A 26012-nucleotide genomic window follows, 5' to 3' on the forward strand; every position below is an offset into this window, starting at 1 on the left:
GTATGGGTCGGCTGGCAGGCAAGGTCGCGGTGGTCTTCGGCGGGGCGAGGGGAATCGGGCTCGCCACCGTGAAGGAGTTCGTCGCCGAGGGCGCGACCGTGTATTCGAGCGATATCCGCGAGCAGGCGGAAGCGGTCGAGGGCGCCGAACATTCCCTTGTGGACGCCACGGACGAGGGGCAGGTCGACGAGTTCGTCCGCGGCGTGCTGGCCGCGACCGGCCGGATCGACGTACTCTTCAACAACGTCGGCATCCACCTCGGGAAACCACTGGCCGAAACCACGCTGGCGGAGTTCGACAACATCTTCGCGCTGAACGTGCGTGCCGCCTTCCTCGGGATCAGGGCGGTGCTGCCGGGGATGATCGAGCGGAAGGCGGGCAGCATCATCACGACGTCGTCCAACGGCGGTGTGATGGGCCGCCCCGGTGACCCGGTGTACAACGCCACCAAACACGCACTGGTCGGGATGACGAAATCCCTCGCCGTCGCGCACGCGCACCAGGGCATCCGGGCGAATACGGTCAACCCGGGCGCGATCGACACCGACATGCTGCGTGGCACCCTCGCGTCGCAAGAGGACTTCGAAGCCAAACAGCACCAACTGGTCGCGAGCACACCCGCCGGGCGGGTCGGCGAGGCATGGGAAGTCGCGAAGGCCGTCGTCTTCCTGGCCAGCGACGAATCCCGGTTCATCAACGGGGTCGCGCTCCCGATCGACGGCGCGAAGGCCGCCGGTGCCATGCCGGGGAACCGGTACAGTCTCGATTTCGAACTCGGCGTCAGGTAACGCCATGTCCACTCCTGCCGCCGAAAGGAAGCTTTCGGGCGACCGGTACCTGCTCGAACGGAGCGGGACGGCGGAGCGGGTCGCCGAGATCTTGCGCCAGCGCATCACCGAAGGCGTCTTCCCGCCGGGGACGCGGCTTTCCGAGCCGTCGATCAGCGCGGCGCTCGGCGTCTCACGCAACACCCTGCGCGAGTCTTTCCAGCTGCTCGCGCACGAACGGCTGGCCGTGCACGAACTCAACCGCGGTGTGTTCGTGCGGGAACTGACCGCGCGGGACATCGCGGATCTCTACCTCATGCGCCGGGTCACCGAATGCGGTGCGCTTCGGCGCGCGGCAGAACTGTCCACTGTGGATCTCTCCGCCGTCGGGCTGGCGGTACGGGAAGGCCGTGCCGCGGCCGGCGAAGGCGACTGGCAGGCCGTCGGGACCGCGAGCATCGCGTTCCACCAGGCGCTCGGCGACCTGGCGGGCAGCGAGCGGGTCAGCACGACCATGCGTCTAGTGCTGGCGGAGACGCGGCTCTTCTTCGTACTGGCGGAGAACACGCGTACGTTCTTCGAGCCGTTTTTGGAACGGCACGAGCGGATCCTGCGCGACCTGGAACGCGGGCGGTTCGGGCCCGCGGAGACGGCGTTGGAGAAGTACCTGCGGGATGCGGAGAAGCAGCTTCTGGCCGCTTACGACCGCCGGGGCCCGTGACGGTTTGTGGCACTGGTTGTGTGCAGGACTCCCGCCCGCAAACTCCTGCCCGCAAAACGTGCCCGTGCTGTCCGTGCCCATGATGTCCTGAAGGCCCCCTTTGAGACGTTCAACGTCTGAAAGGGGGCCTTCAGGACATCTGTGCGGCGGGCGGTCGGCTCGCCCCTTGCCGCAGCAGGGAGGCCTGCCCGGCGGGTCGTAAGTGGTGATTGGGGTTATTGAGGGGTAAGGCAACGTGGTGCCTCGGGCGAGGCGGTGCCTTGGGTCGGTGCCGCACCGCACTCGCGTGCTCAGACGCCGCACACCCGAGTTCGGCATCCAGGCACGTGTTCCGTTCCTGAGCACGCGAGTTACGTGCTCAAGCACGCGTGTTACAGGTTTGAGCACCGACTCACGACCTCGCGACCCAGGGCACGTCAGCAGGTCAACGCCGCCGCGGCCCAGTCCGCGTGATCGGAATCGACGCCGTCCCCACCGTCGGTGACGACCAGGTCGAGTACCTGGACCCCGCCCAGCGGCACGGAAAGCGGCTGAGCGGCCTGCCCGCGCTCGCTTCGGCCCTGCCGCGCGCACTGGACCGGCTGACTTATTGAGGGGTAAGGCAAACGTGGCGTGGTGCCTGGGCTTGCTGTGACCGACTTTGTTCGCGGGGGTTGGCGGCCAGAGCGAAGGCGTGACTCGCGTGCTTGAAGGCGTGACTTGCGTGCTTGAAGGCGTGACTCGCGTGCTTGAGCACGTCACTCGCGTGCTTGAAGACGGATCTCACGTGCTGGATGCCGAACTCGGTGTGCGGGGTCTGAGCACGCGAGTGCGGTGTCAGGCCCCCTGAAGAGTCCGCTCGGGCATTCTGCCGCCAAAAGTGTCCTTTGTGGATAGTCAAGGGCTGTCAGGGTCGGCCCGGCGAGACCGCTGCCACCACCGACTTACGTCACGTGGCGCGGGGACAACCCTCGATGACCGACCCAACGCGATGAAGGGGCCTTTCACGGCAAACTCGCCATGAAAGGCCCCTTCACGTCATCACGCTCCGCGAGCGAAGCGTGACGTGCACGAGGGCCACTCGCTCGGGTCATGAAGGGCTCAGCCGACGGGACCAGATCCCTTCATGACACCCCCAGTGCGACAGGCCCGCGTAGGCCCGCCTCACGAGAGGCCGAGTTCGTCACCCCCGGGTCCTTCGGTTACCTGGAAGTCATGCGCCATACCGGCACATTAACCACCCGCCCCGACAATTCCGGGTACTCATGCCCCCTGACCACGGTGAATCGCCATTTGTCGACTCCGCCACCGATGATCTCGGCGTAGCGGCGGGCGCCGTCCGCGTTGGCGAAGCGCACCTGCTGGCCATTGGTGAGATGGGTGATCTTGACCGCCATCCGTGCCTCCTGAGTCCGGTGCCGGCCCACGGAGCTTCCCCCTCCGGGGCCGGCGCGCAAAGTAGAACACACGTTCGATAGACGCCGCCAACCCAACCCCCCGCCAGGGTTATCTCCGCATGGTCACCCTCGGCCAACCGTCCAGGCCACGGGCGATTTCGTGGGCGCGAATGGCCCGCAGGCCCTCGGTGAGCTCGTCCTCGCCGAGGGTGACGAAGCCGAGCCGGGCGTAGTACGGCGCGTTCCACGGCACCTCGGCGTAGGTCGTCAGCGTCAGTCCCGCGAGGCCTTCGCGTGCCGCCCACGCGGCGGCGTGCTCGATCAGCCGTCGGCCGAGGCCGCGTCGCGCGTGGTCCGGATGGACGGACACCTGCTCGATGTGGCCGTGGCCGTCGACGACGTCGGCGAGCAGGTACGCCACCGGGCCGTCGTCGTCGAACACCCACGCCCGGCCCGCGCACTGATAAGCCGCGAGGTCCGCGATCGACGGCGGATCGTCGTCGGCGATCGCTTCCATGCCGAGCGCGCGGAACGGTTCGCCCGCGGCGCTTTCGATGTCCTGGAGCGCGGGCAGATCTTCGGTGGTGGCTGGTCGGATCACGATCGAGTTCTACCCCGCCCTCGACGCGAAAGCGCGCCATTTACCCCCATGTCAGAGGGAAAACGACGAAACGGCCCGCTGGATCCTGCCTGCGTACGTCTGGAGCGCGACGATGGCGGCCCGTTTCGCGTCGTCGCTGATCCGGGTCGCCGGGGCGGCGAGGCTCAGTACCGCGGGCCGGTGCCCGGAGCTCGGGATCGGGACCGAACACGACCAGACGCCGTCGTCCAATTCGCCCCAGCTGACCGAATACCGGTTGATACCGGCGCGTTTGACTTCTTCCCGCAGACTCGGCCCGCGACGCTGGACGATCGACGAGAGCCGTCTTTCGCGTTCGCCCTCCGGCAGCATGGCGAGCAGCATCTTGCCCGACGCGCCCGCGCCGAGCGGGACGGAATGGCCGGGCTGGAAGGTGAACCGCATCGCGCGTTCGCATTCGACCCGGTCCGCGCAAACCGCGGCATCGCCGAAATGCTGGAACAGCAGGACGGTCTCGCCGAGATCGCGTGCCGCCTCCTCCATGGCGGGGCGCGCCAGCCTGGCCAGATCGTTGGCCAGCTGCGCGGCCCGCGCGAGCGGCATCACCTGGCTCGTCACGTGGTAGCGGCCGGTCTTGCCCTCCTCCAGTAGCTGGAGTTCCTTCAGCAGCGCGACGTAGCGGTACGTCGTGGCGACGGGGGTGCCGATCATCGCGGCGAGTTCGGCGACACTCGCGTCCGAGCGGCGTTCGGAAAACGAAAGCAGCAGCTGCAGTACCTTGCGTGAGCTGCTGGCGCCTGGGGTGCGTTTCGGGGGAGCGGTGGTGTCCAGGGATCGTGCGGCAGGCGTCATCTCGACCTCTCGCCGGGGCAATCACAAAGAGTCAAGAAAGTAGCACATTGTGTGAATTGTCGACCAGGGTCTTTGGTCCATGAACACGCGGACTTCTTGCTAGGTTCAGACCATGGAAAAGCCATTGGCAGGCAAGATCGCCTTGGTTGCCGGAGCGACTCGCGGCGCCGGGCGGGGAATAGCGGTGCGGCTGGGTGCCGCCGGGGCGACGGTTTACGTGACCGGTCGCAGCACGGGTTCGAAGAGATCGGAAATGAATCGTCCGGAGACGATCGAGGAGACCGCGGCGCTCGTCGGCGAAGCGGGCGGGCACGGGATCGCGGTCGGTGTGGATCACCTGGTGGCGGACGAGGTTCGCGAACTGGTGGCCCGGATCGACGCCGAGCAGGGCGCGCTGGACATTCTGGTCAACGATATCTACGGCGCACCCATCGAATGGAACAAAACGGTCTGGGAGTCCACTTTGGACACCGGGCTGCGCACCCTGCGGCTGGCGATCGACACGCACGCGATCACCAGCCATTTCGCGCTCCCGCTCATGATCAGGAAACCGGGCGGGCTGGTCGTCGAGGTCAATGACGGGACCACCGAGTACAACTCCGGGAACTACCGGGTCTCGTTCTTCTACGACCTCGCCAAGACGGCCGTGAACAGGATGGCGTTCGCACTCGCGCACGAATTGGAACCGCATGGCGGTACCGCGGTGGCGGTCACGCCGGGATGGCTGCGTTCGGAAGCGATGCTCGACGCCTATCAGGTCACCGAAGAGAATTGGCGTGACGCGACGAAGGTGCAGCCGCATTTCGCGATTTCCGAAAGCCCGGCGTTCGTCGGCCGCGCGGTCGCCGCACTGGCCGCCGACGCCGACGTGGCCCGCTGGAACGGGAAATCGGTTTCCAGTGGCGAATTGGCGAAGGAATACGGCTTCACCGACCTCGACGGCAGCCGCCCCGACTGCTGGCGGTACCTGGTCGAGGTCCAGGACGCGGGTAAACCGGCGGACGTCACCGGCTACCGCTGAGGCGTGCGCACGAGGAACGGCGTGAGCAGGCCGGGCGCTGCCTGCTCCGCCATCGCCAGCCCGTCCGCTTCGCCGACGTCGACCACCTGGTAGGCACCCTTGCCGGCGGCGATCGGGGCGGTCACGGTGATCAGCCCGGCGCGGCGCTGGAAGAACGAGCGGCTGACGACAATCCCGATGAGCCCTTCGCGCCGGATCGCCACGGTCGCCCGCGCCAGCGAACCGGAGCGGCTGACCAGGTATCGGCCGACGATCGCGTGGCCGAGGTTGCGGTAGCGGTCCCAGCCGACGAGTGCGGCCAACGGCACCATGACGAGTGCGGCCTGCCACATCCACGAGGGCAGGAAATCGATCCACGCCAGGCCGAACAGCGCCGCCGCCAGTATCAGCACGCCGTTGACGGCCCGGGTGAGCCGCCGTGCCAGCGCCCGCCGCGGATGCCTCGCCAACGGCACCGTCGCCGGGTCGACGTTCTCACGCAGCACCTCGGCCGCGACCTCGTGGACCCGGCCGACCGGCGCGGGCGGCAGCAGGAGACCGCCGCCCTTGTCACCGCCCTTGCCCTCGCGCAGCCCGCCCGCGATCGCGGTGAGCCGTGCCCCGCCCGCGATCCGCAGCGGCAACGGTTCCTTCACCTCGACGCCGCGAAGCCGCTCCTCTTCGATGGAAACCGAACGGGTGGTGATCAGCCCGCGCCGGACGTGCAGGGTGCCTTCCGTTTCCCTGGTGAGCCGGAAGTTCCAGAACGAAAGCACGTAGCCGCCGACGGAAAGCAGGGAAACGACCACCAGCAGGGCGACCGCCGCGATCACGACGATCAGCCACACCGCGGTATTCGCCAGATCGTCCATGAGGTCCCGCAGCGGCCCGACGGTCTCCGGGTCGATGTTCAGCTGGTGCGCGAAATGCCAGACAGCGGCGAATACGGCACCCACCACGGCGAGCCCGGACAGCGTGAACGGCGCGTACCGCAACCACTTCCGGTCGACCTCGGCCACGACCTGCTCCGGCGGCGGCGCGGACTCGGTGACGACTTCCTTGCGGTGCAAGAGAACCGTGCGCAGCCGATGCGCCTCTGTCTGGCTGACGGCGTCGAGGACCAGCTGGTCCTTGTTCGCGCCCTGTGCCGATGAATGCCGTCCGGTGCCGATGCGCACGGCACTGAGGGAGAACAGCCGGTGCTTCGGCTCCGAGGTGACGTCCACCGTGCGGATGCGGTCCAGCGGGATGGCGCGATGCTTGCGCAGCAACAGTCCGGTGGTCCATTCCACCTGGCCGTCGGCGATGCGGTAGCGCGACGTGAGCACATGCGAGACACCGATGAGCACGGTCAGCGCGGTGATGCCAAGCCCGAACCACTCCCAGTCGTTGCCTCGGCCGAGGATCACCGTCCCGACCAGTACCGGGAGCGATTTGACGAGGTCGAGTACCGGCCGGATCAGCAGCATCCGGCGGTCCAGCCGATGCCAGTGATCGAGCTCAGGTGTCACGGCCGGGGTCTCGACGCTCATGTCGCGTCACCGCGGCCGGCCTGGGTGGTCTTCGTGAGTTCCGCGGCCAAGGCCAGCGCCTCGGTGTGATCGAGGCCGGCGATCTTCACCGGACCCGCGGCCGACGCCGTCGTCACGGTGATCTTCGCCAGCCGGAACAGCTGCTCGACCGGGTCACGTTCGATGTCGACGGTCTGGATCCGCGAGATCGGCGCGATCCGCCACTCCTGCTTGAGCCAGCCTTCCTGGGTGTACACGGCTTCACCGGTGACCTCCCAGCGGTGGATCCGGAAGCGCCACTGCGGCATCACCACCAAATGCAGTGGCGCTAGTACGCAGGAGATCGTCAGCGTCACCGTGAGCCACGTCGGCGCGTCGTCGCTCGTGAGCACGAACACCGTCTGGCCGCCGATGAGCACCACCCAGCCGACCGCCGCCCACACCGTCCAGTACCCGATGGCACGACGGCTGACGCGGTGGGCGGGCGGGCGCAGGCTGAGCGTTTCCGGCACGGTTGTTTCCTCAGTCACCCCTCGAGCTTGCACCACCGGGGTACGGACCGCCCACGACACCTGTCACGGACCGATAAGATCGCGCCACCGTCGGCGGAATGGATACCCCCTATCGGGGCGTTGCCACCTATGGCCGGTTGTACGTACGAAAGCTGGAGGATCTGGTGGCACTGGACCCGGAGGACCTGTACGAGGTGGACTCGGACGTCCCCGACCTCGGCGGGGCCGTGCTGCTGCACTACTTCGACGGGTTCATGGACGCGGGTTCGGCGGGCAAGCTCGTGGCCGAGCACCTGCTGAACACCTCCGAACACCGAGTGGTCGCGCGGTTCGACGTCGACCGGCTCATCGACTACCGCTCGCGCCGTCCGACGATGACCTACGCCCTCGACCACTGGGAGGCCTACGACGCTCCCGAGCTGGTCGTCCACCTGCTGCACGACGTCGACGGCGTGCCGTTCCTGGTGCTCACCGGCCCGGAACCGGACCACGACTGGGAGCGTTTCTGCGCGGCCGTGCGCGGGCTCGTCGAACGCTGGGACGTGCGGCTCACCGTCGGTTTCCACGGCATCCCGATGGGCGCCCCGCATACGCGCCCGCTCGGCGTGACGGCGCACGCGACCAGGGACGAACTGGTCGGCGAGCACCGGCCGCTGCCCAACCGGATGCAGGTGCCGGGCAGTATCGCCGGGCTGCTGGAGTTCCGGTTCGGTGAGTGGGGACACGACGCCGCCGGATTCGCCGCGCACGTGCCGCATTACCTGGCGGAGTCGACGTATCCGAGCGCGGCGCTGCACCTGCTCGAGGCGGTCGCCAAGGCGACCGGGCTGAACCTGCCGGACGGGGACCTGCGGGAGGCGGCACGCGAGGCCGACGCCGAGATCGACCGGCAGGTCGCCGAGTCGGAGAAGGTCGCCGACGTCGTACGCGCGCTGGAACGGCAGTACGACACGTTCATGGAGGCTTCCGACAAGGAGAGCCTGCTCGCGGAGTCGGTCGAGCATATGCCGACCGCGGAGGAGCTGGGGAACCAGTTCGAGCGCTACCTTGCCGACCCCGAAGGCTATGGCGGGAGCACTCCGGAGCGTTAGGCCGACGTACTGGAAGCCGCGGTCGGTCTTGGGGGGCGTTTGCTTTGGTCACCTGCTCACGGCGCGTGAAGGCCCCCTTCCCTCGGCTCAGCCGAGGAAACTCGACCTTCACACCTTCCGGAAGTACATGAAGGCCCCTTCCTTGCGCCTAGCGCAAGGAAGGGGGCCTTCATGTACTGGGGAGCGGCCAGGGCGGCGCCGGAACGCAGGGGTCGGGTTGTCGTGAGTGTTTTGGGTCGTTCTAACGCAATGCCACTTAGCTTAAGTTGATCAACCTCTTGACCTGCGGTTTCTTATGGGCGACGACAGTCGGTCAGGGTCTCGCGATCGCCCCGCCTTAGAGTGTTTGCCCTGGTCAGACGGCCGACGTCTTGGAATTGGTTTTCAAATTCAATATAAGCTAAGCGGCATTGCGTTCTAACGACCCAAAACACTCACGACCCCCACGCGCGGGGCGGCGGGTCAGTGCCAGTCGAGTGAAGCGATGACACCCCAGGTGCTCGCCAGTCCACCCGAGCTGCCGAGTCGCGAAGGTGTACGTGGATCCCGTACGGATCTCCGCGCCGGAAGGTTGCCCGGTCAGTGGTCGATGGCGATCATTTCCCTCGAATGCCTCGGTCGTTCGATCTCGTCGACCAGCGCGACCGCGAGATCCGCGTAGGAGAATGGCCCGGCGTCTTCCGCGCGTGGCAGCACGCGGTGGTCGCCGCTGCGGTACACGCCCGTGCGGTCGGCGTGCTCGTCGATCATCGCGGGCGGCGGCGCGATGATCACCCAGTCCAAGTCACCGCCGGACGCGCGGAGGACCTCCAGTTCCGCCGCGTGCCCGAGGGAGAACTCACGGTGTTCGGCAGGCCAGTCCGGCTGGTCGTGGAACGCGACGCCCGGTGAGATCTCCAGCGCGGATCCGACACCGACGACGACCAGTCTCGTGACCTCGGCCCGGCCGAGGCCGTCGATGAGCGCGTGCGCGGCGGCGGGGTAGTACTCCCGTGACGGCAGATCCGCGCGGTAGATGGAACTGATCGCGGCGTCGTGCCCGGCGGCCGCCTTCGCGACGTCATCCGCCGCGGTGACGTCCGCGGCGATCAGGGTGACGTCGTTCCCGGCGAGATCCGCGTGACGGCGGGGATCCCGGACGGCGGCGGTCACCTGATGCCCGCGGCTCACGGCTTCGGCGACGGCGCGCCGTCCGCCTCGTCCGCCGGCCCCGAAGATGACGATCTTGCTCATGGCGCTCCCTTTTCCGTTGCCGGCACTCGATCACCGGCGGCGAACGCGATAGTAGGAGCGGACCCCTCGGTTACCGCAACGAAACCGACCCACGGGAGTTCTGGACGCGCTCACCCGAATGGTGGTGATGTATCGTCCCGGGATGCGTCACCTGGTACCCCATTCAGCACTGAAGACCTTGGGCCGATCTGCCCGCGGCACGTTCGGCCGGGGCCTGCACCGGCTCGCCCGGCGCTTTCACGATCCTTATACCGAGGAATTGAACCGGGTCGCCGCCGAACTGCGGGCGGAGATCGTCCGGCAAGGGGATCGCTGTTTCGACCGGGTCATCGAGTTCGAAATCCGGAGCCGCCGCGACATCATTTACGCCGGTGACCAGGACGCGGCCCGGGACAGCAACCGCTTCGCTCGCGAGCAGCTGACCGGCACCAAGCACTTCGCGCGTCCACAAGAGACGCTCGCGTACGCGCTTTCCCTTGCCCCGTCGGGTGGAATGGCGCTGGAGTTCGGCGTCGCGAGCGGGAACACGCTGCGCGTGATCGCCAAGGCGCGTGGCGGCGCCGAGACGTACGGATTCGACTGGTTCCAAGGGCTTCCGGAGAACTGGCTCAACGGGATGCCCGCCGGTTCGTTCGCACGCGAGGATCTGCCGGACGTCCCCGGTGCCGAACTTGTCGTCGGCCTCTTCGCCGACACGCTTCCCGGCTTTCTTGATCAGCACGAAGGCGTCGTCGATTTCCTGCATGTGGACGGCGATCTGTACAGCTCGGCGAAAACCGTGCTGGACCTGGCCGGACCGCGGTTACGGCCGGGCAGCATCGTGCATTTCGACGAGTTCTTCAATTACCCTGGCTGGCAGAACCACGAGCACAAGGCGTGGCTGGAATACGTCGAGCGCACCGGCGTCGAATTCGAATACGTTGCCTACACCTACGCCGACAACCAGGTCACGGCCCGGATCACCGGCTAGCGCATTTCCCGGACTTCGATTGTCCCGATCGCGGCCCAGGGATGGCTTTCGGCCGCTTCGATGGCTTGCTCGCGGCTCGCGCATTCGATGACGTTGATGCCGCCGATCTGTTCCTTCGTCTCGGCGAACGGGCCGTCGGTGAGCAGCGCCTCGCCGTCGCGGACCCGGACGGTCGTCGCCGATTCGGGCGGATGCAGGCCCATCCCGTCGACACGCAGGCCACGTCGCGTCATTTCCTCGCCCCAGGCAAGGCAGGGGGCGGTGATATCCGTGTCGAGCGCTGGTTCCCCCACGGACTCGCCGCCGCAGAGCATGAGCAGATACCGCACCGTGTCTCCTAGTCAGTGAGCCCGTCTTCGTAGGCTCGCAGCGTATCGATGAACAAGCGGCGCTGCGCCGGTGTCAAGGGCGCCAGCGCCTTCTGCCAGGCGCGGGCGCCCTGTGCGAGCCAGCCGTCGATCGCGGGCCGCATCCGGTCGGTGATGCCGATTATCCGGCGGCGCCGGTCCGCTTCGTCCTCGCGCCGGTCGAGAACGTCCTTTTTGGTCAGTTCGCCGATCATCAGGCTCACCGTGGTCGGGGCGACCTCCAGCCGTTCGGCCAGTTCGTTCACCGTCATCGGCCCGTCGAAGAGCAAATACGACAGCAGTGACAGATGACGCGGTGCCAGCGACAGCGACTGGAGTTCGTCGGGGATTTTGATCCGCTTCGCGCGCCCGACCATCCGCGGCATGAGCAGCAGCAAGGCCCGGACGGCGTCGTCGACCTCCATGTCCTCGGTTGACACGGCCATCCTCCCTGGATACCTTTGCAAGCAAAGAGACTTTGCTTGCAAAGCAAAATAGCTTTCAGGACGATGCTACCTGGGGAATGTCATGGAAACCTTGCTGATGACCACCGCCGACGCCGAGACCGGACGTCCGCGCACGACTCGCGTCGCCTACCGGCGGGAGGAGAACCGCTACCTGGTGCCCGCGCCGGATGTCGAAGCTCGGTGGTACCGCGATCTCGGGAAGAGCCCGCAAGCGACGATCGAGATCGACGGTGTCCCGCACGCCGCTCGCGCCGTGCCCTTCGAAGGCGGTGTCGCGTTGCATCCACTGGAGGTCGACGCCGTCCGGGGGCGGGCGATCGCCGATCAGCTGCTCGTCCATCACGGGGAACTGCGCAAGGCGCTGGCGGCCGCGCGGGCCGAATTGGACGGCCACCTGCCCGGGGAATCGCAAGCACTGCACCGTGAACTGCTCGGGCATTGCGTGACCTTCTGCAACGGCCTGCGAATGCACCATCTCCGCGAGGACGGCGCGTTCACCGCGATCGAGAAGGCCCATCCCGGCCTCGGTCCCGCCCTCACTCGGCTGCGGGAGGAGCATGAGGTCGTCTCCCGCGCACTGCTCGATCTCGACAAACTGTTGCAGGGCAAAGAAGAGCTCGAAAGTCCCGCACTGCGCGAGGAGTTCGAAAGGGTCGCAGCGGGGCTCGAGGACCATTTCGCCTACGAGGAGGCGAATCTGCTCCCGGCGCTCAGGGGGGACGGCACGATGTCGCGCCCGTGACCGAATCGGTATGCACTCGCTTTGGTTGGGCCAACCGGGTGACGACGTCCGGCCACCTGGGGAGGAGACGGCGGTAACGAATGGCCGTTCCTTCACGACTGATCGTTGTCCGCACCGATCGGCGCGACGTCCCCGACCGGAATTGTGAGTACCGATGAGGTTTCGCAGAACCACACTCCTGTCTCTTGTGGCCGTCGCGGCCACCGTCACGCTCGCGGCGCCGGCCCCCGCTCTCGCGGCTCCTCCCAGCAGTTCGGTGGTCGTGAGCCCCACCACTGTCCAACGTGGACAGACATTCACCGTCGAGCACACGGTGTACAACGAGCTTTCGGACGCGGCCATCGAGGGTGGGGCGGCGACGCTCTACAGCGCGCCGACTCCGCTCACCAGCATCGCCGACGTCGTCTCGTGCCCCGGCGCGATCAGCTGCAGCTCCCACGTCGTCAGCATCCGCGGCGGGGTCGGGAACGTGGCTCCCGGCGAGACCCGCAAGGTGACGTTCACCCTGCGGATCAAGGACGACGCCCCGCTGGGCCCGGTGACCCTGCGGCACCAGTTCCTCGGTGAGAACTACAGTTTCGAGACCTTCGACGGTCCCGTGCTGACCATCACCGGTGGTACGAACGCCGCCGATCTCGGCGTCAAGGTGACCGCGTCCCCGCGTGGCATCCTGACCTCGACGATCGAGTACACGGTCAAGGTCACGAACTCGGGGCCTGGCGCGGCGTCCGGGATCCGGGTCGCGTCGACGCTGGGCAACGGGTTGCGCTTCACCGGCTCGTCCACCTGCTCGAACCCGGGCGGCGCGAAGGTCGTGAACTGCGACATCTCGTCACTCGCGTCCGGTGCCAGTGCCACGGCCAAGTTCACGGCGGCCGCCGGTCTGCTGACTCTCGGCCAGGTCAAGACGACGGCCGCGATCACGCAAAGTTCCGTCACCGACCCGAACGCGGCCAACAACACCGGTTCCGTGTCCTGCACCGCCATCACCGCGCTCCTGCTCAGCTGCTAAAACCCCGGTACCGCACCGCCATTCGGCACCTGCTCGCGATCGCTTCGCGAGCAGGTGCCGAATCGCGTCAGCGGAGGCGAGTGGCGCGGGACGTCAGATAACGCCGTTGCGGCAGGCTCATCGCACGGCTTCCGTATAGGACTCGACGGCAGCGGTGGTTTTCCCCGGCCTTCTCGAAGATCTCCAGGAGCACCTGCGCGACGCGATGCGCTTCGGCCTCGTACTCGGTCCTTCAGTGCCTTCGGCGGCGTACCCGCGATCCGACGCGCGGTCGGCAGGGGCGGACCGGAGCTTCTCCTCGACCGGCAGCGCGAAGAAGGCGGCGGTCGCTTCGCGCATGGCGTCGAGTGTCGCCTGCGGGATTCCGTGCCCCGTGACTTGCAGGAACCCGACGTGGGTCAAGGCGTCGTCAACCGCTGACGCCGGCTTCGCCCGGTCGCCGTCGTCCCAGGTGCTCAGGTCGATCGTCGGTACGAGTGTCATAACGCGCCGGTAGTGAGGCAAAGGGTGATGATCGAGTTTCCGTGGTCGTCCGATCGGGCGGGATGCGCCTCCCGAACGGACGTGAACTCGTTCGGGCCGGGTCGCGAAGAGCGGGATGTAGACGGACACCGACGGAAGGCGGTCCATGAGTCCTGCAGGACAGCGGGGGTCCTCACCGGGGGAGGACGACGCGGCGGTGATCGGGCGGTCGCTGGCCGACCCCGACACGTTCGCCGTGATCTTCGATCGCCACAGCCCGGCCATCGCGCGGTACCTGGCGCGGCGGCTGGGACGGCAGATCGCCGACGATCTGCTGGCGGAGACGTTCCTCGCCGCGTTTCGCACGCGGAAGCAGTACGACCTCACCAGACCGCACGCGCTGCCGTGGCTGTACGGCATCGCGACCAACATGCTCGCCAGGCATCGCCGGGAAGAGGCCCGTGAGCTGCGGCTGCTCGCCGCAGTCCCGGTCGAGGACGCCGAAGAGGGCCATGCCGAGCGCGTAGCCGCCCAGGTCACCGCCGAAGCGATGAACGGGCTGCTCCGCCAGGCGCTGGCCGGGCTCGCCGACGGCGATCGCGACGTCCTCCTGCTGGTCGCCTGGGAGGGACTGGCCTACGACGAGGTCGCCGCCGCACTCGAGATCCCGGTCGGCACCGTCCGGTCCCGGCTGCACCGCGCGCGCAAGAAGGTCCGGGTCGTCCTCGACCTCCCGGACCCCGCCACTCACGAGGAGATCACCCACCATGGATGAGATGCAGTTGCTGCGGGAGCTCGGGAACGAGACCCCCGCCCCGCCCACCGAAGACCTGGCCGCCGCGCGGGCAAGCCTGCTGGCCGGGATCGCCGGAGAACGGCCGGCCCCGCCGAAGCCCCGGCCGCTGCGACGGCTGGCGTGGGCCGGTGGTGTCGCCGTCGGCCTCGCCGCCGCGGCAGCCGCGGTCGTCGCGCTGAGCCCGGCCGCGCGGATCGCCCCCGAGCCGCCGAAGCACGTGCTGCTCGTCGCCGCCGAAGTCGTCCGAGAGCAGCCGGAACTCCGGCCCCGTGCGGATCAGTTCGTCTATTCGCGGCATCAGCGCGCGGACGGCTGGTACTACGAGCAATGGTCCTCTGTGGACGGTGTACACGACGGCCGGTTCGACATGAATGGCCAGGTCGGCACGGCGGCCGGCTGCCGGGACGGCAAACGGGCGCTCCCCGCCGACGAAGGCGGCGGGACGCGGGACTGCCTCCCGTTCCGCACCTACTACCCGGACCTGCCGACGAATCCCGACGCCGTCCTCACCTACCTGCGGGAGGATCACCGCGGTGAGGGCAACGGCGGGCACGAGATGAACATCGAGGCGATGAACCTGATCGAGAGCGTCCTGACCCCCGCGGCGCGCTCGGCGCTTTACGAGGCACTGTCGAAGATCCCGGAGCTCAGCGTGCGCACCGGGACGCGGGATCCGGCCGGGCGTCCGGCGGTGACCGTCAGCTGGTCGGCCGGGGGGATGCCGCTGGAGTTCTACCTGGACCCGGCGACGTACGAATACCGCGGGCGCGACGGCTCCGGTGCACTGGTGGCGCACGGGATCGTGGACAAGGTGGGCCAGAAACCCTGATCCGGCACGGCCTCGTGAGTGGTTGAGTTACGGGTTGGCTTCCGACGACTTGTGGGCTGAATCGTGCGGCCCGGCGAGCGGAGTGAGATGCACTGGTACGAGGACGACGACCTGTGGGTCGGCTTCGCGGAAGTGATGTTCCCGCCGAGCCGCGCCGACGAGGCCGAACGCCTGATGGCCACGTCGCCGTTGCTCCGGGTCGCCGACGGTACGCGCGTGCTGGATCTCGCGTGCGGTCCGGCGATTCACGTCGTACCGCTGGCGAGACGGGGCGCCGACGTGGCCGGTGTCGACCTCAGCCCGGCCATGCTCGAACGCGCCCGCGAAGCCTGCGAAGACGCCGGAGTCACCGTCAAGCTGATCCAGGCGGACATGCTCGAGTACACCGAGCCCGGCGCGTACGACCTGATCATCAACATGTACACGTCGTTCGGCTACTTCACCGAGCCCGGCGACAACCTCACCGTGCTGCGAAACGCCTACGCCAGTCTCGCACCCGGCGGACGTCTGCTGATCGACGTCCTCGGCAAGGAGGTGCTGGCCGCTGGGTCGGCCGACCGAAGGCGGTCGACGTCGACGGCGGCACGGTGTTCATGCGCGACACCATTCTCGACGACTGGACCCGCCTCAAGACCGACTGGACCCTGGTCCGCGACGGCGAGGCGAAGCAGGCGTCGATCCTGTCCTTCCTCTACAGCGCCGCGGAACTGAAGGCGCTGTTCAAGGCGGTGGGCTTCACCGGTGTCGAGTGCTTCGGTGACTTCGACGGCTCGCCCTACGACAACCACGCACGCCGCCTGATCGTGCGTGGTGAACGTGCCGGCTGAAACCCTCCGCCTGTTCGCCGAGCCGGACGACGACACCGCCCACCCGCTCCGCCTCACCGGGCCGGTGATCCTGCTTTCCGCCGCGTTGCTGATCGCGGGCATCGCGCTCACCTACGCCTTCCAGGCCGTGATGAGCGTCCTCGTCTATTTGTCGCCGAATGGCCAGGCCGCGCAGACCGTGCTGCTGTACGACCACGGGCTCACCCGTGGCAGGACGGTGCCCGTCATGGTCGCCGAAGAACTCGAATTTCCCTTGGTGGTCAAGGATTCCTCGGGAACGTCGTCGCGTGGGGTGTGGCTCGTCCGCGACGCCGCCGAACTCGGACAAGCCCGGCTGGAAGCCGGTGACACCCCGCTCAAGGGGCGCCTGATCGCCGAACCGTATTTCGCGGGCCCGCTCTACAGCGCGGAAACCGTGACATGGCAAGGACGAACCCGGTTGCTGGGAATCCTGTCCCGCCAGTTGTCGCCGGAACCCGTGCGGCGCGAGGAAGCCGCCGCGTTCCCGGTGGCCTTCCCTCATGCCCAGCATGCCGAACTGGCGGAGTGGATCGGGCAGGTGCTCAAGGCCGTCGGACACGCACAGGGCTTCGCGCATACCGAATTCGTCCTCACCGCCGACGGTCCGGAGGTCGTCGAGATCAACATCCGGATCGGCGGGGCGATGCTCTCGATGGCGCTGGGGGAGGAACCCGCGTTGCTCGCCCAGGAGATCGGCGGCGGCCCGGGAATCGGTTTCGTGCTGGCGTATCCGGCCACGGAGGGAGTCCTGAAGGGATGGTCCGGGCTCGATCGGCTGCCGGAACTGCCCGGCGCGCCGGAGTGGTACCGACGGCGAGCCCCGGTGACGAGATCCGGCATCTGGCGGATCAGCGGTCGTGCACCGGGATCGTGCTGGCCGAAGGGGCGACGGCGGAACTCGCGCTGCACGCGCGCTCGCCGCGGCGGGCGGGATCACGCCGGAGATTGATTCTTGAGAACCCTCTCAGATAGATAGCTCTACTTTCTGCTTCAGGAAGTGAAGCTATCCATCTGGAGGGAACTGTGGGCGAAGCAGTGGGCAGGCGCGCGGTGCTCGGAGGCGCGGCGGCGGCCGGAGTGGCGATGCTGACCGCGAACACCGCCGGGGCGCAGGAGGCTCAGCGAGGCAAGGGCCGTTTCGCGGGCAAGGTCGTGATCGTCACCGGTGCCACGTCGGGAATCGGCCGCGAGGCGGCCATCGCCTTCGCCGCGGCCGGTGCCAAGGTCGGTTTCTGCGGCAGGCGCGAGGAACTCGGCCGCGAGGTCGAACGCGAGATCCGCCGCGCGGGCGGTGAAGCGACGTATCTCAAGGCGGATGTCCGGGTGCCCGAGCAGGTACAGGCGTTCGTGGACGGGGTCGCCAACCGGTACGGCAGGCTCGACATCGCGTTCAACAACGCCGGTATCCACCTCGGCAAACCAGTGCACGAGATCACCGTCGACGAATGGGAGGACGTCCAGCGCACCAACGCGCGCGGGGTGTTCCTCTCGATCAAGTACGAGATCCCGCATCTGCTGCGAGCGGGTGGTGGGGTGATCGTCTGCACCGCGTCCGCGCAGGCGGAGCAGACCCGGCCCGGTCACGCCGCCTACACCGCGAGCAAACGGGCGGTACAGGGTCTGGTGCGCGCGGCCGCGCTCGACTACGGCGCCAAGGGGATCCGGGTGCTGTCGATCGACCCCGGCACGATCGACACCCGCCTGGTGCGCCCGCCCGGTATCCCGGACGACCTGTGGGCCCAGTTCAAGCAGGCGTGGGGACCGCTGAACGTCCACGGCCTGCCCAGGATGGGCGAGGCCAAGGAGATCGCGGCGGCCGTCCTCGCGCTGGCGTCCCCGGATTTCGCCTACCTGACCGGTACTTCGGTGCCGGTGGACGGCGGCCTGAACACCGGGCGGCCGATGACGATGCCACCCGGGTTCACTCCGCCCGCCTGACGCGCTACGAGGAGGGAACGCATTTCTTGGCGGCCGCGGCGGCGGCCATCATCTCCTGACTGTCCATTTTGACCGACGCGAAGGGATCGGTGCTCTCCGTAAGCGGTTTCTGTGCCGCGTCCAGGGCCTTGAGTCCGGCGTCAAGCGCGGATTTGCTCTTGGAGGCGTCCAGCGTCCGCTTCCCTTCGGCCGCCGCGTCCCTGGCCGCGGTGTAGCGGTCCACAATGGACTTCTTCGCTTCGTCGCCACCCGGGACCGGTGACGCGGCCAGCGCGTTCAGCTCGTCGATCACCTTGCCCGCGAGGTCGGCGCGGACCCCGAGGTCCTGGCTCAGCCAGCTGCGCGTCACCTCGACACCCGAGCCCTGTTTGCTCGCGTGATCGTTGCTGGCCTTCACGAAGCCGTAGAGCGCTCCGCACATCCCGTCGAGCCAGGCCACCGTCTTCGCGTCCGGCTCGGCGGGGTGTGCGGGTGCCGAGGACGGTGGCGTGACGGTGACCGTCGTGGGTGCCGCCTCCGGTGTCCCGCCCGAACAGGCGCTCACCGCGAATACGGCTCCCGCCAGGGAAGCGAGCAGTATTTTCGTCTTCATGGGATCTCCCTCCGCGGTGAACACGTTCCGGAGGGGGCCGGGGTTGCCCGCGAGGTTCAGTCACAATTCCCCATGAGCCGCGCGAGCTCCCCGGGAAGCAACGGCGGTTCGGGAAGCGGGCTCGCGGCGGGAGCACGCATCCCGTCGAGCAGCAGGGTGAGGTGTCGGCGCCAGACCTCCGGCCGGACCGCCGCGGTCGCCTCCACCGTCCGCGCGATTTCCCAGGTCACGAAGGCCATGTCCTCAAGGGTGAAATCGGCTCGCAGTGCCCCGCTCTCCTTGGCGCGGTCGACGATTCTGGTCATCAGCGCGTACCCGCGCTCCCGGTCCTCGCCTTGGGGCAGTCGCGCCGAGGCCAGTTCGTTGTAGCCGCGATCGGCGGCCCGCAGCTCGCAGATCCGGCGGCCTGGACCGGCAGGTCGCGGTTGCGCTGAGCGTCCTTCCGCAGGGGTTTGGCGGATCGACGAGGTCGTCCCCGCCGGTGCGCGCGAGATCTGGGAAATCCACAACGAGACCTACGCGCACAACTTCCACCTCCACGAGGTGGCCTTCCGCGTACTCGAAATCAATTCGGCGCCGCCGCCCGCTTATCTGAGCGGCCTCAAGGACACCGTCTATGTCCCGAAGCTGGCCAAGGTGAAGCTCGCCGTCGAGTTCGGTCACCACGTGGACCCGTCGGTCCCGTACATGTACCACTGCCACATCCTCCGTCACGAAGACAACGGGATGATGGGGCAATTCGTCATCGTCGCCCCGGGTAGCGAAGACGGCGTGCCACGGCGATTGTCGATGGCGGGCCACCATCACGGCGGCTGAGATTCGCCTACTTCTCGATGGCATAGGCCTCGATCTCGACCTTCATCTTCGGGTTGAGCAGCGCCGAAACCTCGACCATGGTGGCCGCGGGCAGCACGTCGCCGAAGGCTTCGTGGTGCGCCCGCGCCACCAGTTCGGCGTCCTTGATGTCGGTCACGTAAGTGACGGTCCGCACGACCGCCGCCAAGCTCGAATCGGCGTCCCGTAGCGCGGTTTCGATGATCGAAAGCACCGCTGCCGCCTGCTCGTAGGCGTCTCCGGAGAGGAACGGCTCGCGTGCCGTGGTCCCCGAAACGTGGATGTGCTCGTCGACGCGTACTGCCCGGCTGTAGCCGAACACCTTCTCGAAATCCCCGCCGGAGGGGATGTTCATCCGCTGAGTCATGACCGAACCCAAGCACATCCGGCGGATCCGGGAAACCGAAGTCGGGTTAACCCGACCAGGCAGGATCCGACACGTTCAGGTGGTGCTCGTGACTTCGAGTTGAGAGTCGGGACTCCGCTTGTAGCGTCGGGTTGAGTTCGCTTCTCCCCAGGAGGATCCCCGTGGTCGTCGCGCAGCGCAGGCGCCGTGCACTGAAGACCTTTTCGCGCACGGCTCTGGCGTTCGGCACGGCGATCGCCGTCGTCCTCACCGGACTCGTCCCGGCGGGCACCGCGCAGGCGGCCACCTGGCCGGTCCAGGGGGAGAGCGATCCGTCGGCGTTCGACTGTGACCACCTGTATTACAGCAACTTCCGGTCCGGTATGCAGTTCCGTTCGGATGCCGAGGGTGACGCCGAGATCCAGAACACGGTGATCAGCAAACGGGCGGGCGCGGGCCTGCCGGACTACTGGTCGACGAATATGGCGCTCGGCAAGGATCCGGACACGGGCCGGGTCGCCGCCTTCTATTCCAGCTATACCACCGGAAACCCCACTCTCTACAAGCACGTATCCGGGACGAACACCGTCACCGACGAGATCGCGGGCGGCCAGCCGCGCCGGTTGCCTGCCGGGGTGAACTGGGGCGGACTCGGCGCCGATCCCGCCACCGGAGCGCTCTACGGCGCGCAGAACGGCGGCGCGCCGGTGCTGTTCGCGATGGACCTCGCGAGCGGGAATACCAAGACCTATTCCCGCGGATCCACGCTGAGGCCCGTTCCGGCGAACGATCCGGTGTTCGCAGGCGGCACCCTCGTGCCGGATCTGTTCGTCGATTCCTCCGGAGGCGTGTACTACGGGATCACCTACGGCGGGCAGAGTTACGTCTACCGCTTCGACCCGGACACCGGCGAGACCTCCCAGGCGGTGAAGATCACCGGCCCCGGCTCGTCCAACGGATTCAACAACTACGGCATGGCCTTCTTCAACAACTCGATCTACCTCGGCTACTACGGCGGCGCCCTGTACAAGGTCGATCCCCGCACGGGCGTCTCGACGCAGGTCCCCGGCGGCAACGCGCAGGCCAATCAGGTCGGGCGGATCACGTCGGAATCCGGTGGGTCGTGGGCGATCACCGACCTGGCCAGCTGTTCGATCGCCCCGGATCTGACGAAACGGCTCGTGGTCACCAAGAAGGCGGACAAGACCAGCGCCAAGCCGGGTGACAAGGCCACCTACACCGTCACCGTCGCCAACGAAGGAACGGCGCCGGCGCCGGACACGGTCGTCACCGACGATTTGTCCGGTGTGGTCGACGACGCGGTCTACAACGACGACGCGAAAGCCGTTTCCGGCGGCACCGAGCTGGCGAAACCCACCTATTCGGCCGACCGCGAGCGGTTGACCTGGACCGGCGGGATCGCCGCCGGTGCGACGGTGACGATCACCTTCTCGGTAACCGTCGGCTCTCCGCCGGGCGGGGACAAGAAGCTCGACAACGTCGTGACCGTTCCTGGCAGCAACTGCGCCGAACCCAGGGCTGACCCGGAGTGCGCCGCGCTCGTGCCGGTGGCGACGCTGAAGATCGTCAAGAGCGCCGCGCCGAAGAAACCCGTGCCCGGCCAGAAGGTCACCTACACGGTCGAACTCACCAACGACGGCACGGCCGACTGGACGGACGCCACCGCCGTCGACGATCTGTCCGATGTGGTCGATGACGCGGACTACAACGAGGACGCCACCGCGACCATTGGCGTCGTGACCTACACCGACGGCGACAAGACCTTGCGCTGGGCCGGCGACGTCGCGAAGGGCAGCACGGTGACGATCACCTACTCGGTGACCGTCGCGAACCCACCCGGCGGGAACAAGCGGCTGACGAACGTCGTTGTCGGGCCGGACGGCTCCACCTGCCCCGAAGGCGGTACCGATCCGGCCTGCCGGACCGATGAGCCGGTCAGCGGCCTGGTGATCACGAAATCCGCGGCTCCGGCCTCGGCCAAACCCGGCGACGTCGTGACCTACACCTTGACCGCGCGCACCCTCGACGGTTCGGCCGCGACCGCCGTGACGCTCACCGACGACCTGTCCGGCGTCGTCGACGACGCTACGTACAACGGCGACGCCGCCGCATCGGCGGGCGGCGCCCCCACCCCGGCCCAGCCCACCTACGACAGCGCGACCACGACACTGCGGTGGACCGGCGACGTGCCCACCGGACAGACCGTCACGATCACCTACTCGGTGAAGGTCGGTACGCCGCCGGGCGGGGACAAAGTGCTGCGCAACGCCGTCACCGGTCCCGGGGGCTCGACCTGCCCTCCCGGGAGCACGGACCCGGCTTGCCGCACGGTGACCCCGATCGGCGTCCTGACGCTTTCGAAGACGGCGAGCCCCACCTCGGCGATGCCGGGCGACAAGGTCACTTACACGGTGCGCGTGGCCAACACCGGCTCTGCCGCCTACCCGGAAGCCTCGTTCACCGATGACTTGAGCGGCGTCCTCGACGACGCCACTTGGAACGGTGACGCCACCGCGACCTCCGGTGCCACGACCTTCGACGAGCCTGGCCGGAAGCTCACGTGGACCGGTGACGTCGCCGCGGGGGACACGGTGACCGTCACCTACTCGGTCACCATCGGAAAGCCGCCGGCCGGGGACCGGCGGCTGGCCAACACCGTCGTCGGGCCGGACGGCTCCACCTGCCCGCCGGGCGGAGCGGAGCCGGACTGTTCGACCGATACGCCGATCGGTGTGCTGGTGCTCGCCAAGACCGCGGCACCGGCCACCGCGAAGCCCGGCGACGTCGTCAAATACACCGTGACCGCGAGCAATCCCGGCACCGGCGTCTACCGGGGCGCCCGGTTCACCGACGACTTGAGCGGCGCCTTGGACGACGCGACCTACAACCAGGACGCGCGGGCCACCGCGGGTGCCGTCACCTACGCGGCACCACTGCTGAACTGGACGGCGGACCTGCCGGCCGGCGCCATGGTCACCGTGACCTATTCGGTGACCGTGAACAAGCCACCCACTGGGGATCGGGCCCTGCGCAACGCCGTGACCGGAACCGAGGACTCGACCTGCCCGCCCGGGACGACAGATCCGGACTGTGCCACCGTCACCCCCGTCGCGGCCCTGCGGATCGCCAAGTCCGTTTCCCCGGCGGCTCCCCGGCCGGGTGACCGGGTCACCTACACCGTGCGCGTCCAGAACACCGGGACCGCCGCCTATCCTGGGGCCCGCTTCAGCGACGACCTGACCGGCGTCCTCGACGACGCGACCTACAACGACGACGCGACCGCGACCGGCGGCACCACCGGGTACACGGCCCCGGTGGTGACCTGGACCGGCGATGTCGCGGCCGGCGCCACCACGACGATCACCTACTCGGTGACCGTGAACCGCCCACCCGGCGGCGACAAGAAACTGACCAACGGTGTCACCGGGACACCGGACGGGAACTGCCCGCCGGATTCGGCCGACCCGGACTGCACGACGGTCACGCCGTTGCCCTCGCTGAAGATCCGCAAGACGGCCACCCCCGAAGAGATCAAGACCGGCGACGAGGTCACCTACACCGTCACCGTGGAAAACATCGGTGCGGCAACGGATCCCGCCGCGTCGTTCACCGACGACCTCACCGGTGTGCTGGACGACGCGACTTACAACGACGACGCGAAGGCGGATTCCGGCACCGTCGCCTTCACGACGCCGACGCTGACCTGGACCGGTTCGCTGGCTCCCGGTGCGAAGGCCACCGTCACCTACACCGTCGTCGTGACCAACAAGGGCGACAAACGGCTGATCAACGTGGTCACCGGAACGGGTTCCAATTGCGAGGACGGCTCCGACGACCCTGACTGCCGCAACGAACTGCCCGCCCCCGCGCTGCACATCACGAAGTCGGCGGCCCCGGCGGTCGCGGCACCGGGCGGCAAGGTCACCTACACCGTCGTCGTCCGCAACACCGGGCAGGCGCCCTACCCCGGCGCCACGATCGCCGACGATCTCACCGCGGTCCTCGATGACGCGACCTACAACGATGACGCCGTCGCCGACATCGGCACCGTCGCCTATACCGGGCCCCGGCTGACCTGGACCGGCACGATCGCGCCCGGCGCCGCGGCGACCATCACTTACTCGGTCACCGTCGCGAAACCCGTGCGCGGGAACCATTTCCTGGACAACGTCGTCACGGGCGGCGAAGAGACCAACTGCCCGCCCTCCGGCCGCGCTTCGCAGGCGGATCCTGCCTGCGGCACCCGGACCCCGGTGCTTTCGATGACCGTCGCCAAGACGGCGTCGCCGTCGAGTGGTGTCATCCCCGGCGGCAAGGTCACCTACACGCTGACCATCGCCAACACCGGCACCGCCGCCTACGACGACTCGGCCGTGACCGACGATCTGTCCGGCGTTCTCCGTGCCGCGACCTACAACGGTGACGCGAAGGCCACGAGCGGATCCGTCGTGTTGACCGAGAAGCTGCTTCGCTGGCACGGCATGCTCGCGGTGGGACAGAAGGTCGTCGTGACGTACTCGGTCACCGCCGCCCTCGACTCGGGCGGACGCAGGCTCCGCAACGCCGTCACCTCCACCACACCCGGCGGCAACTGCCTGACCCCGGCCGAACCCGGCTGCTCGACAGATACCCCGATCACCTCGAGTGAACCGCCGACGCCGCCGCCGACTCCGACACCACCCGGCGACCCGGGACCCCAGGTGCACCCGCCCGGTACCGGACCACTGGCCTCCACCGGTGCGCACACCAGTGACCTGCTCGCGCTGGCGTTCGCCGCCTTGCTGGCCGGAGCCTGGCTCCTGCTTTACGGACGCCGCCGGGTCCGCCGCTGAGCGGTCGCGCGGCCGTCTGCCGGTCATCAAGGGACACTCGCCTCCTCGAGGATCCCAGCGACCACCCGCTGGCCTTTGGTTCGCGCGTGGGCGAGGGGAGTAACGCCCTCCTTGTCGGCGAGGTCGACGTCGGCCCCGGACGCGAGGAGCGCTCGCACCACTTCCTGGTGACGCGTACCGCAGTCGCCGAGGATGACCGCTTCGAGCAACGCGGTCCAGCCGAGGTCGTTCACGTGGTCGACGTCGATCCCGCTGCCCGCCACCAGGCGCACGTACTCGACGTGGCCGCGTTCGGAGGCGGGGATCAGCGAGACGCCGCCGAACCGGTTGGTGATGGTCAGATCCGGTTTGGCCGCGAGCAGGACCCGCGCCATCGCAACGCTTCCGGTGACGCCGGTGACCAGCCACGGGGTGTCGTGCCGTCCGTCCAAGGCGTCCGGGTCGGCGCCCGCCTTGACGAGGATCTCGGCGACCTCGACCCGGTCCTCGGTGACCGCGACGAGCAGCGGGGTCCGGCCGCTCTTGTCACGGGTCTCCAGGTCGGCGCCTGCCGCGACGGCCGCCCTGACGAGGTTCACGTCGGGAGCGAAGAGCTGACTCACGGGGACTCCTTGTCTGCTGGGCGAGGGCCCGGCGGGTGCGTGTGAGGCGCTCGGCGCCGGTGCCGAGCAGGCTCCGAGCACGCCGACGGCGAGCAGTGCCACGACCGCCCGCCTGCCGATCATCAGCGAAGCTCCCCGATGGCGCGCAAGCCCGCGGTGGCGAAGCGCTCGTCGAGGTCGCCGCTGGGTGCGCCGCCGACCCCGATCGCCGCGATCGGGCCGCCGTTCGCGGCGACCGGCACCCCGCCGGCGAGGAAGAGCGTGCCGGGGATGTCACGGATGGTCGGGCCGTCGCCCTGTGCGTTCTTGGCGAGCGCGGACGTCGGCTGTCCGAAGGAGACGGCGGTGAACGCCTTGCGCTTGGCGGATTCCTCGGCCTGCGGCCCGGCGCCGTCGCCCTTGAGCAGTACGCGCACCGCTCCCGAACGGTCCAGCACGACCACGGTCACCCGCTGGCCTTCCTTCTCCGCGGCGTCGAGTGCGGCCCGTGCCGCGCGGGTGGCGGCATCGACGCCCAGCACACCGGTCTGCACCACGGCCGCCGGGGCGGGCGGCTGCGGCTTCCGGTCCTGCGCCTGCGCCGCGCCGATCCCGGTGGCGATCGCGAGCGTCGCGAGACCGGCCGTCATGCCGAGGACGAGCCGGGTGCGGGGGAGCGTCGTGTTCATGATGTTCCTCTTTCGTGGAGGGCGTTCGTTCTCCTTCGACTTTCGTCGTCCGGCCGTCCTGGC

Annotated in this window: 27 protein-coding genes and 2 pseudogenes; 14 read left to right on the forward strand and 15 right to left on the reverse strand. The window is 68.3% G+C overall.

The genetic code is table 11. From position 1 onward, the window contains the following. The first annotated feature begins 2 nt into the window (after positions 1 to 2). Both AB0M65_RS10050 and AB0M65_RS10055 read left to right on the forward strand, forming a co-directional pair. Entirely contained in the window at positions 3 to 788 is a 786-nt protein-coding gene (locus tag AB0M65_RS10050; RefSeq protein WP_364024329.1) for an SDR family oxidoreductase, read from the forward strand. 4 nt (positions 789 to 792) lie between these two features. Continuing rightward, positions 793 to 1488, forward strand: a complete 696-nt coding sequence (locus AB0M65_RS10055; protein WP_364024332.1) for a GntR family transcriptional regulator — start codon at positions 793 to 795, stop codon at positions 1486 to 1488. Positions 1489 to 1904: 416 nt separating this feature from the next. Here the strand turns inward: AB0M65_RS10055 and AB0M65_RS10060 are convergent, their stop codons facing one another. From AB0M65_RS10060 to AB0M65_RS10075, 4 genes are all read right to left on the reverse strand, one after another. Further along, entirely contained in the window at positions 1905 to 2009 is a 105-nt protein-coding gene (locus AB0M65_RS10060) for an NPCBM/NEW2 domain-containing protein (RefSeq protein ID WP_364024334.1), read from the reverse strand. Positions 2010 to 2669: 660 nt separating this feature from the next. Beyond that, a complete protein-coding gene (locus AB0M65_RS10065; protein ID WP_364024337.1) occupies positions 2670 to 2864 on the reverse strand; it encodes a hypothetical protein in 195 nt (64 codons plus the stop codon). A 109-nt stretch (positions 2865 to 2973) separates the two neighbouring features. After that, a complete protein-coding gene (locus AB0M65_RS10070; protein ID WP_364024340.1) occupies positions 2974 to 3465 on the reverse strand; it encodes a GNAT family N-acetyltransferase in 492 nt (163 codons plus the stop codon). 51 nt (positions 3466 to 3516) lie between these two features. After that, positions 3517 to 4296 (reverse strand): IclR family transcriptional regulator C-terminal domain-containing protein, encoded by a 780-nt coding sequence (locus AB0M65_RS10075; protein WP_364024441.1) that lies wholly within the window; start codon positions 4294 to 4296, stop codon positions 3517 to 3519. A 112-nt stretch (positions 4297 to 4408) separates the two neighbouring features. Between AB0M65_RS10075 and AB0M65_RS10080 the strand changes: the two genes are divergently transcribed. After that, positions 4409 to 5317 carry an SDR family oxidoreductase gene (locus AB0M65_RS10080; RefSeq protein ID WP_364024343.1) on the forward strand — a complete coding sequence of 303 codons (909 nt, stop codon included), beginning with the start codon at positions 4409 to 4411 and terminating at the stop codon, positions 5315 to 5317. On the opposite strand, the gene AB0M65_RS10085 is transcribed toward AB0M65_RS10080, so the two are convergent. Together AB0M65_RS10085 and AB0M65_RS10090 are read right to left on the reverse strand one after the other, a co-directional pair. Then, a complete protein-coding gene (locus tag AB0M65_RS10085) occupies positions 5308 to 6828 on the reverse strand; it encodes a PH domain-containing protein (RefSeq protein WP_364024346.1) in 1521 nt (506 codons plus the stop codon). The genes AB0M65_RS10080 and AB0M65_RS10085 overlap by 10 nt on opposite strands. Next, on the reverse strand, positions 6825 to 7379 hold the full coding sequence (locus tag AB0M65_RS10090) for a PH domain-containing protein (protein WP_364024348.1): 555 nt from the start codon (positions 7377 to 7379) through the stop codon (positions 6825 to 6827). The genes AB0M65_RS10085 and AB0M65_RS10090 overlap by 4 nt, the downstream gene beginning before the upstream one ends. A gap of 104 nt (positions 7380 to 7483) precedes the next feature. On the opposite strand from AB0M65_RS10090, the gene AB0M65_RS10095 reads away from it, so the two are divergent. After that, positions 7484 to 8410 (forward strand): PAC2 family protein, encoded by a 927-nt coding sequence (locus AB0M65_RS10095; protein WP_364024443.1) that lies wholly within the window; start codon positions 7484 to 7486, stop codon positions 8408 to 8410. Between the two features lie 579 nt (positions 8411 to 8989). Here the strand turns inward: AB0M65_RS10095 and AB0M65_RS10100 are convergent. Continuing rightward, on the reverse strand, positions 8990 to 9643 hold the full coding sequence (locus AB0M65_RS10100) for an NAD(P)H-binding protein (RefSeq protein WP_364024350.1): 654 nt from the start codon (positions 9641 to 9643) through the stop codon (positions 8990 to 8992). A gap of 142 nt (positions 9644 to 9785) precedes the next feature. Here AB0M65_RS10100 and AB0M65_RS10105 point away from each other — a divergent pair, with 142 nt between their 5' ends. After that, entirely contained in the window at positions 9786 to 10613 is an 828-nt protein-coding gene (locus AB0M65_RS10105) for a class I SAM-dependent methyltransferase (protein ID WP_364024353.1), read from the forward strand. Here AB0M65_RS10105 and AB0M65_RS10110 read toward each other — a convergent pair. Beyond that, complete coding sequence (locus tag AB0M65_RS10110) at positions 10610 to 10942, reverse strand: YciI family protein (RefSeq protein ID WP_364024356.1); 333 nt, start codon at positions 10940 to 10942, stop codon at positions 10610 to 10612. The two genes, AB0M65_RS10105 and AB0M65_RS10110, sit on opposite strands and share 4 nt — an antisense overlap. Before the next feature lie 8 nt (positions 10943 to 10950). Continuing rightward, the gene (locus AB0M65_RS10115; RefSeq protein WP_364024446.1) at positions 10951 to 11385 is read right to left on the reverse strand and encodes a MarR family winged helix-turn-helix transcriptional regulator; all 435 of its coding nucleotides are present in this window, start codon (positions 11383 to 11385) and stop codon (positions 10951 to 10953) included. A gap of 103 nt (positions 11386 to 11488) precedes the next feature. Between AB0M65_RS10115 and AB0M65_RS10120 the strand changes: the two genes are divergently transcribed. Together AB0M65_RS10120 and AB0M65_RS10125 are read left to right on the forward strand one after the other, a co-directional pair. Continuing rightward, complete coding sequence (locus tag AB0M65_RS10120; RefSeq protein WP_364024358.1) at positions 11489 to 12169, forward strand: nitroreductase/quinone reductase family protein; 681 nt, start codon at positions 11489 to 11491, stop codon at positions 12167 to 12169. A gap of 154 nt (positions 12170 to 12323) precedes the next feature. Next, complete coding sequence (locus AB0M65_RS10125) at positions 12324 to 13181, forward strand: DUF11 domain-containing protein (RefSeq protein ID WP_364024360.1); 858 nt, start codon at positions 12324 to 12326, stop codon at positions 13179 to 13181. 117 nt (positions 13182 to 13298) lie between these two features. Here the strand turns inward: AB0M65_RS10125 and AB0M65_RS10130 are convergent, their stop codons facing one another. After that, the gene (locus tag AB0M65_RS10130) at positions 13299 to 13664 is read right to left on the reverse strand and encodes a 2-oxoglutarate and iron-dependent oxygenase domain-containing protein (protein WP_364024362.1); all 366 of its coding nucleotides are present in this window, start codon (positions 13662 to 13664) and stop codon (positions 13299 to 13301) included. A gap of 145 nt (positions 13665 to 13809) precedes the next feature. Between AB0M65_RS10130 and AB0M65_RS10135 the strand changes: the two genes are divergently transcribed. The 5 genes and pseudogenes from AB0M65_RS10135 to AB0M65_RS10155 all read left to right on the forward strand — a co-directional run bounded on the left by AB0M65_RS10135 (position 13810) and on the right by AB0M65_RS10155 (position 18054). Further along, positions 13810 to 14418, forward strand: a complete 609-nt coding sequence (locus AB0M65_RS10135; RefSeq protein WP_364024365.1) for an RNA polymerase sigma factor — start codon at positions 13810 to 13812, stop codon at positions 14416 to 14418. Next, positions 14411 to 15268, forward strand: coding sequence for a CU044_5270 family protein (locus tag AB0M65_RS10140; RefSeq protein WP_364024368.1), 858 nt, complete (start codon positions 14411 to 14413; stop codon positions 15266 to 15268). Before AB0M65_RS10135 ends, AB0M65_RS10140 begins: the two co-directional genes overlap by 8 nt. Before the next feature lie 87 nt (positions 15269 to 15355). Continuing rightward, positions 15356 to 16095, forward strand: a pseudogene (locus tag AB0M65_RS10145) (class I SAM-dependent methyltransferase). Continuing rightward, a pseudogene (locus tag AB0M65_RS10150) lies at positions 16076 to 17072 on the forward strand (ATP-grasp domain-containing protein). The pseudogenes AB0M65_RS10145 and AB0M65_RS10150 overlap by 20 nt, the downstream one beginning before the upstream one ends. A 67-nt stretch (positions 17073 to 17139) precedes the next feature. Beyond that, positions 17140 to 18054: an SDR family oxidoreductase gene (locus AB0M65_RS10155; protein WP_364024371.1), complete on the forward strand. Its 915-nt coding sequence runs from the start codon at positions 17140 to 17142 to the stop codon at positions 18052 to 18054. Positions 18055 to 18058: 4 nt separating this feature from the next. On the opposite strand, the gene AB0M65_RS10160 is transcribed toward AB0M65_RS10155, so the two are convergent. Together AB0M65_RS10160 and AB0M65_RS10165 are read right to left on the reverse strand one after the other, a co-directional pair. Further along, the gene (locus tag AB0M65_RS10160) at positions 18059 to 18646 is read right to left on the reverse strand and encodes a hypothetical protein (protein ID WP_364024374.1); all 588 of its coding nucleotides are present in this window, start codon (positions 18644 to 18646) and stop codon (positions 18059 to 18061) included. Between the two features lie 56 nt (positions 18647 to 18702). After that, the gene (locus tag AB0M65_RS10165; RefSeq protein WP_364024377.1) at positions 18703 to 18951 is read right to left on the reverse strand and encodes a hypothetical protein; all 249 of its coding nucleotides are present in this window, start codon (positions 18949 to 18951) and stop codon (positions 18703 to 18705) included. Positions 18952 to 19105: 154 nt separating this feature from the next. Here AB0M65_RS10165 and AB0M65_RS10170 point away from each other — a divergent pair, with 154 nt between their 5' ends. Next, positions 19106 to 19462 carry a multicopper oxidase domain-containing protein gene (locus AB0M65_RS10170; protein ID WP_364024449.1) on the forward strand — a complete coding sequence of 119 codons (357 nt, stop codon included), beginning with the start codon at positions 19106 to 19108 and terminating at the stop codon, positions 19460 to 19462. A gap of 7 nt (positions 19463 to 19469) precedes the next feature. Here AB0M65_RS10170 and AB0M65_RS10175 read toward each other — a convergent pair whose 3' ends face one another. Continuing rightward, a complete protein-coding gene (locus AB0M65_RS10175) occupies positions 19470 to 19847 on the reverse strand; it encodes a RidA family protein (RefSeq protein WP_364024380.1) in 378 nt (125 codons plus the stop codon). A 161-nt stretch (positions 19848 to 20008) separates the two neighbouring features. Here AB0M65_RS10175 and AB0M65_RS10180 point away from each other — a divergent pair, with 161 nt between their 5' ends. Then, positions 20009 to 24679, forward strand: a complete 4671-nt coding sequence (locus AB0M65_RS10180) for a CARDB domain-containing protein (protein ID WP_364024383.1) — start codon at positions 20009 to 20011, stop codon at positions 24677 to 24679. A 26-nt stretch (positions 24680 to 24705) separates the two neighbouring features. Here AB0M65_RS10180 and AB0M65_RS10185 read toward each other — a convergent pair whose 3' ends face one another. Then, positions 24706 to 25404 (reverse strand): ankyrin repeat domain-containing protein, encoded by a 699-nt coding sequence (locus AB0M65_RS10185; RefSeq protein WP_364024386.1) that lies wholly within the window; start codon positions 25402 to 25404, stop codon positions 24706 to 24708. Next, positions 25404 to 25949, reverse strand: a complete 546-nt coding sequence (locus AB0M65_RS10190) for a heme-binding protein (protein WP_364024389.1) — start codon at positions 25947 to 25949, stop codon at positions 25404 to 25406. Before AB0M65_RS10190 ends, AB0M65_RS10185 begins: the two co-directional genes overlap by 1 nt. Between the last annotated feature and the right edge of the window lie 63 nt (positions 25950 to 26012).

It is taken from the genome of Amycolatopsis sp. NPDC051071 (assembly GCF_040682875.1).
GTDB lineage: Bacteria > Actinomycetota > Actinomycetes > Mycobacteriales > Pseudonocardiaceae > Amycolatopsis.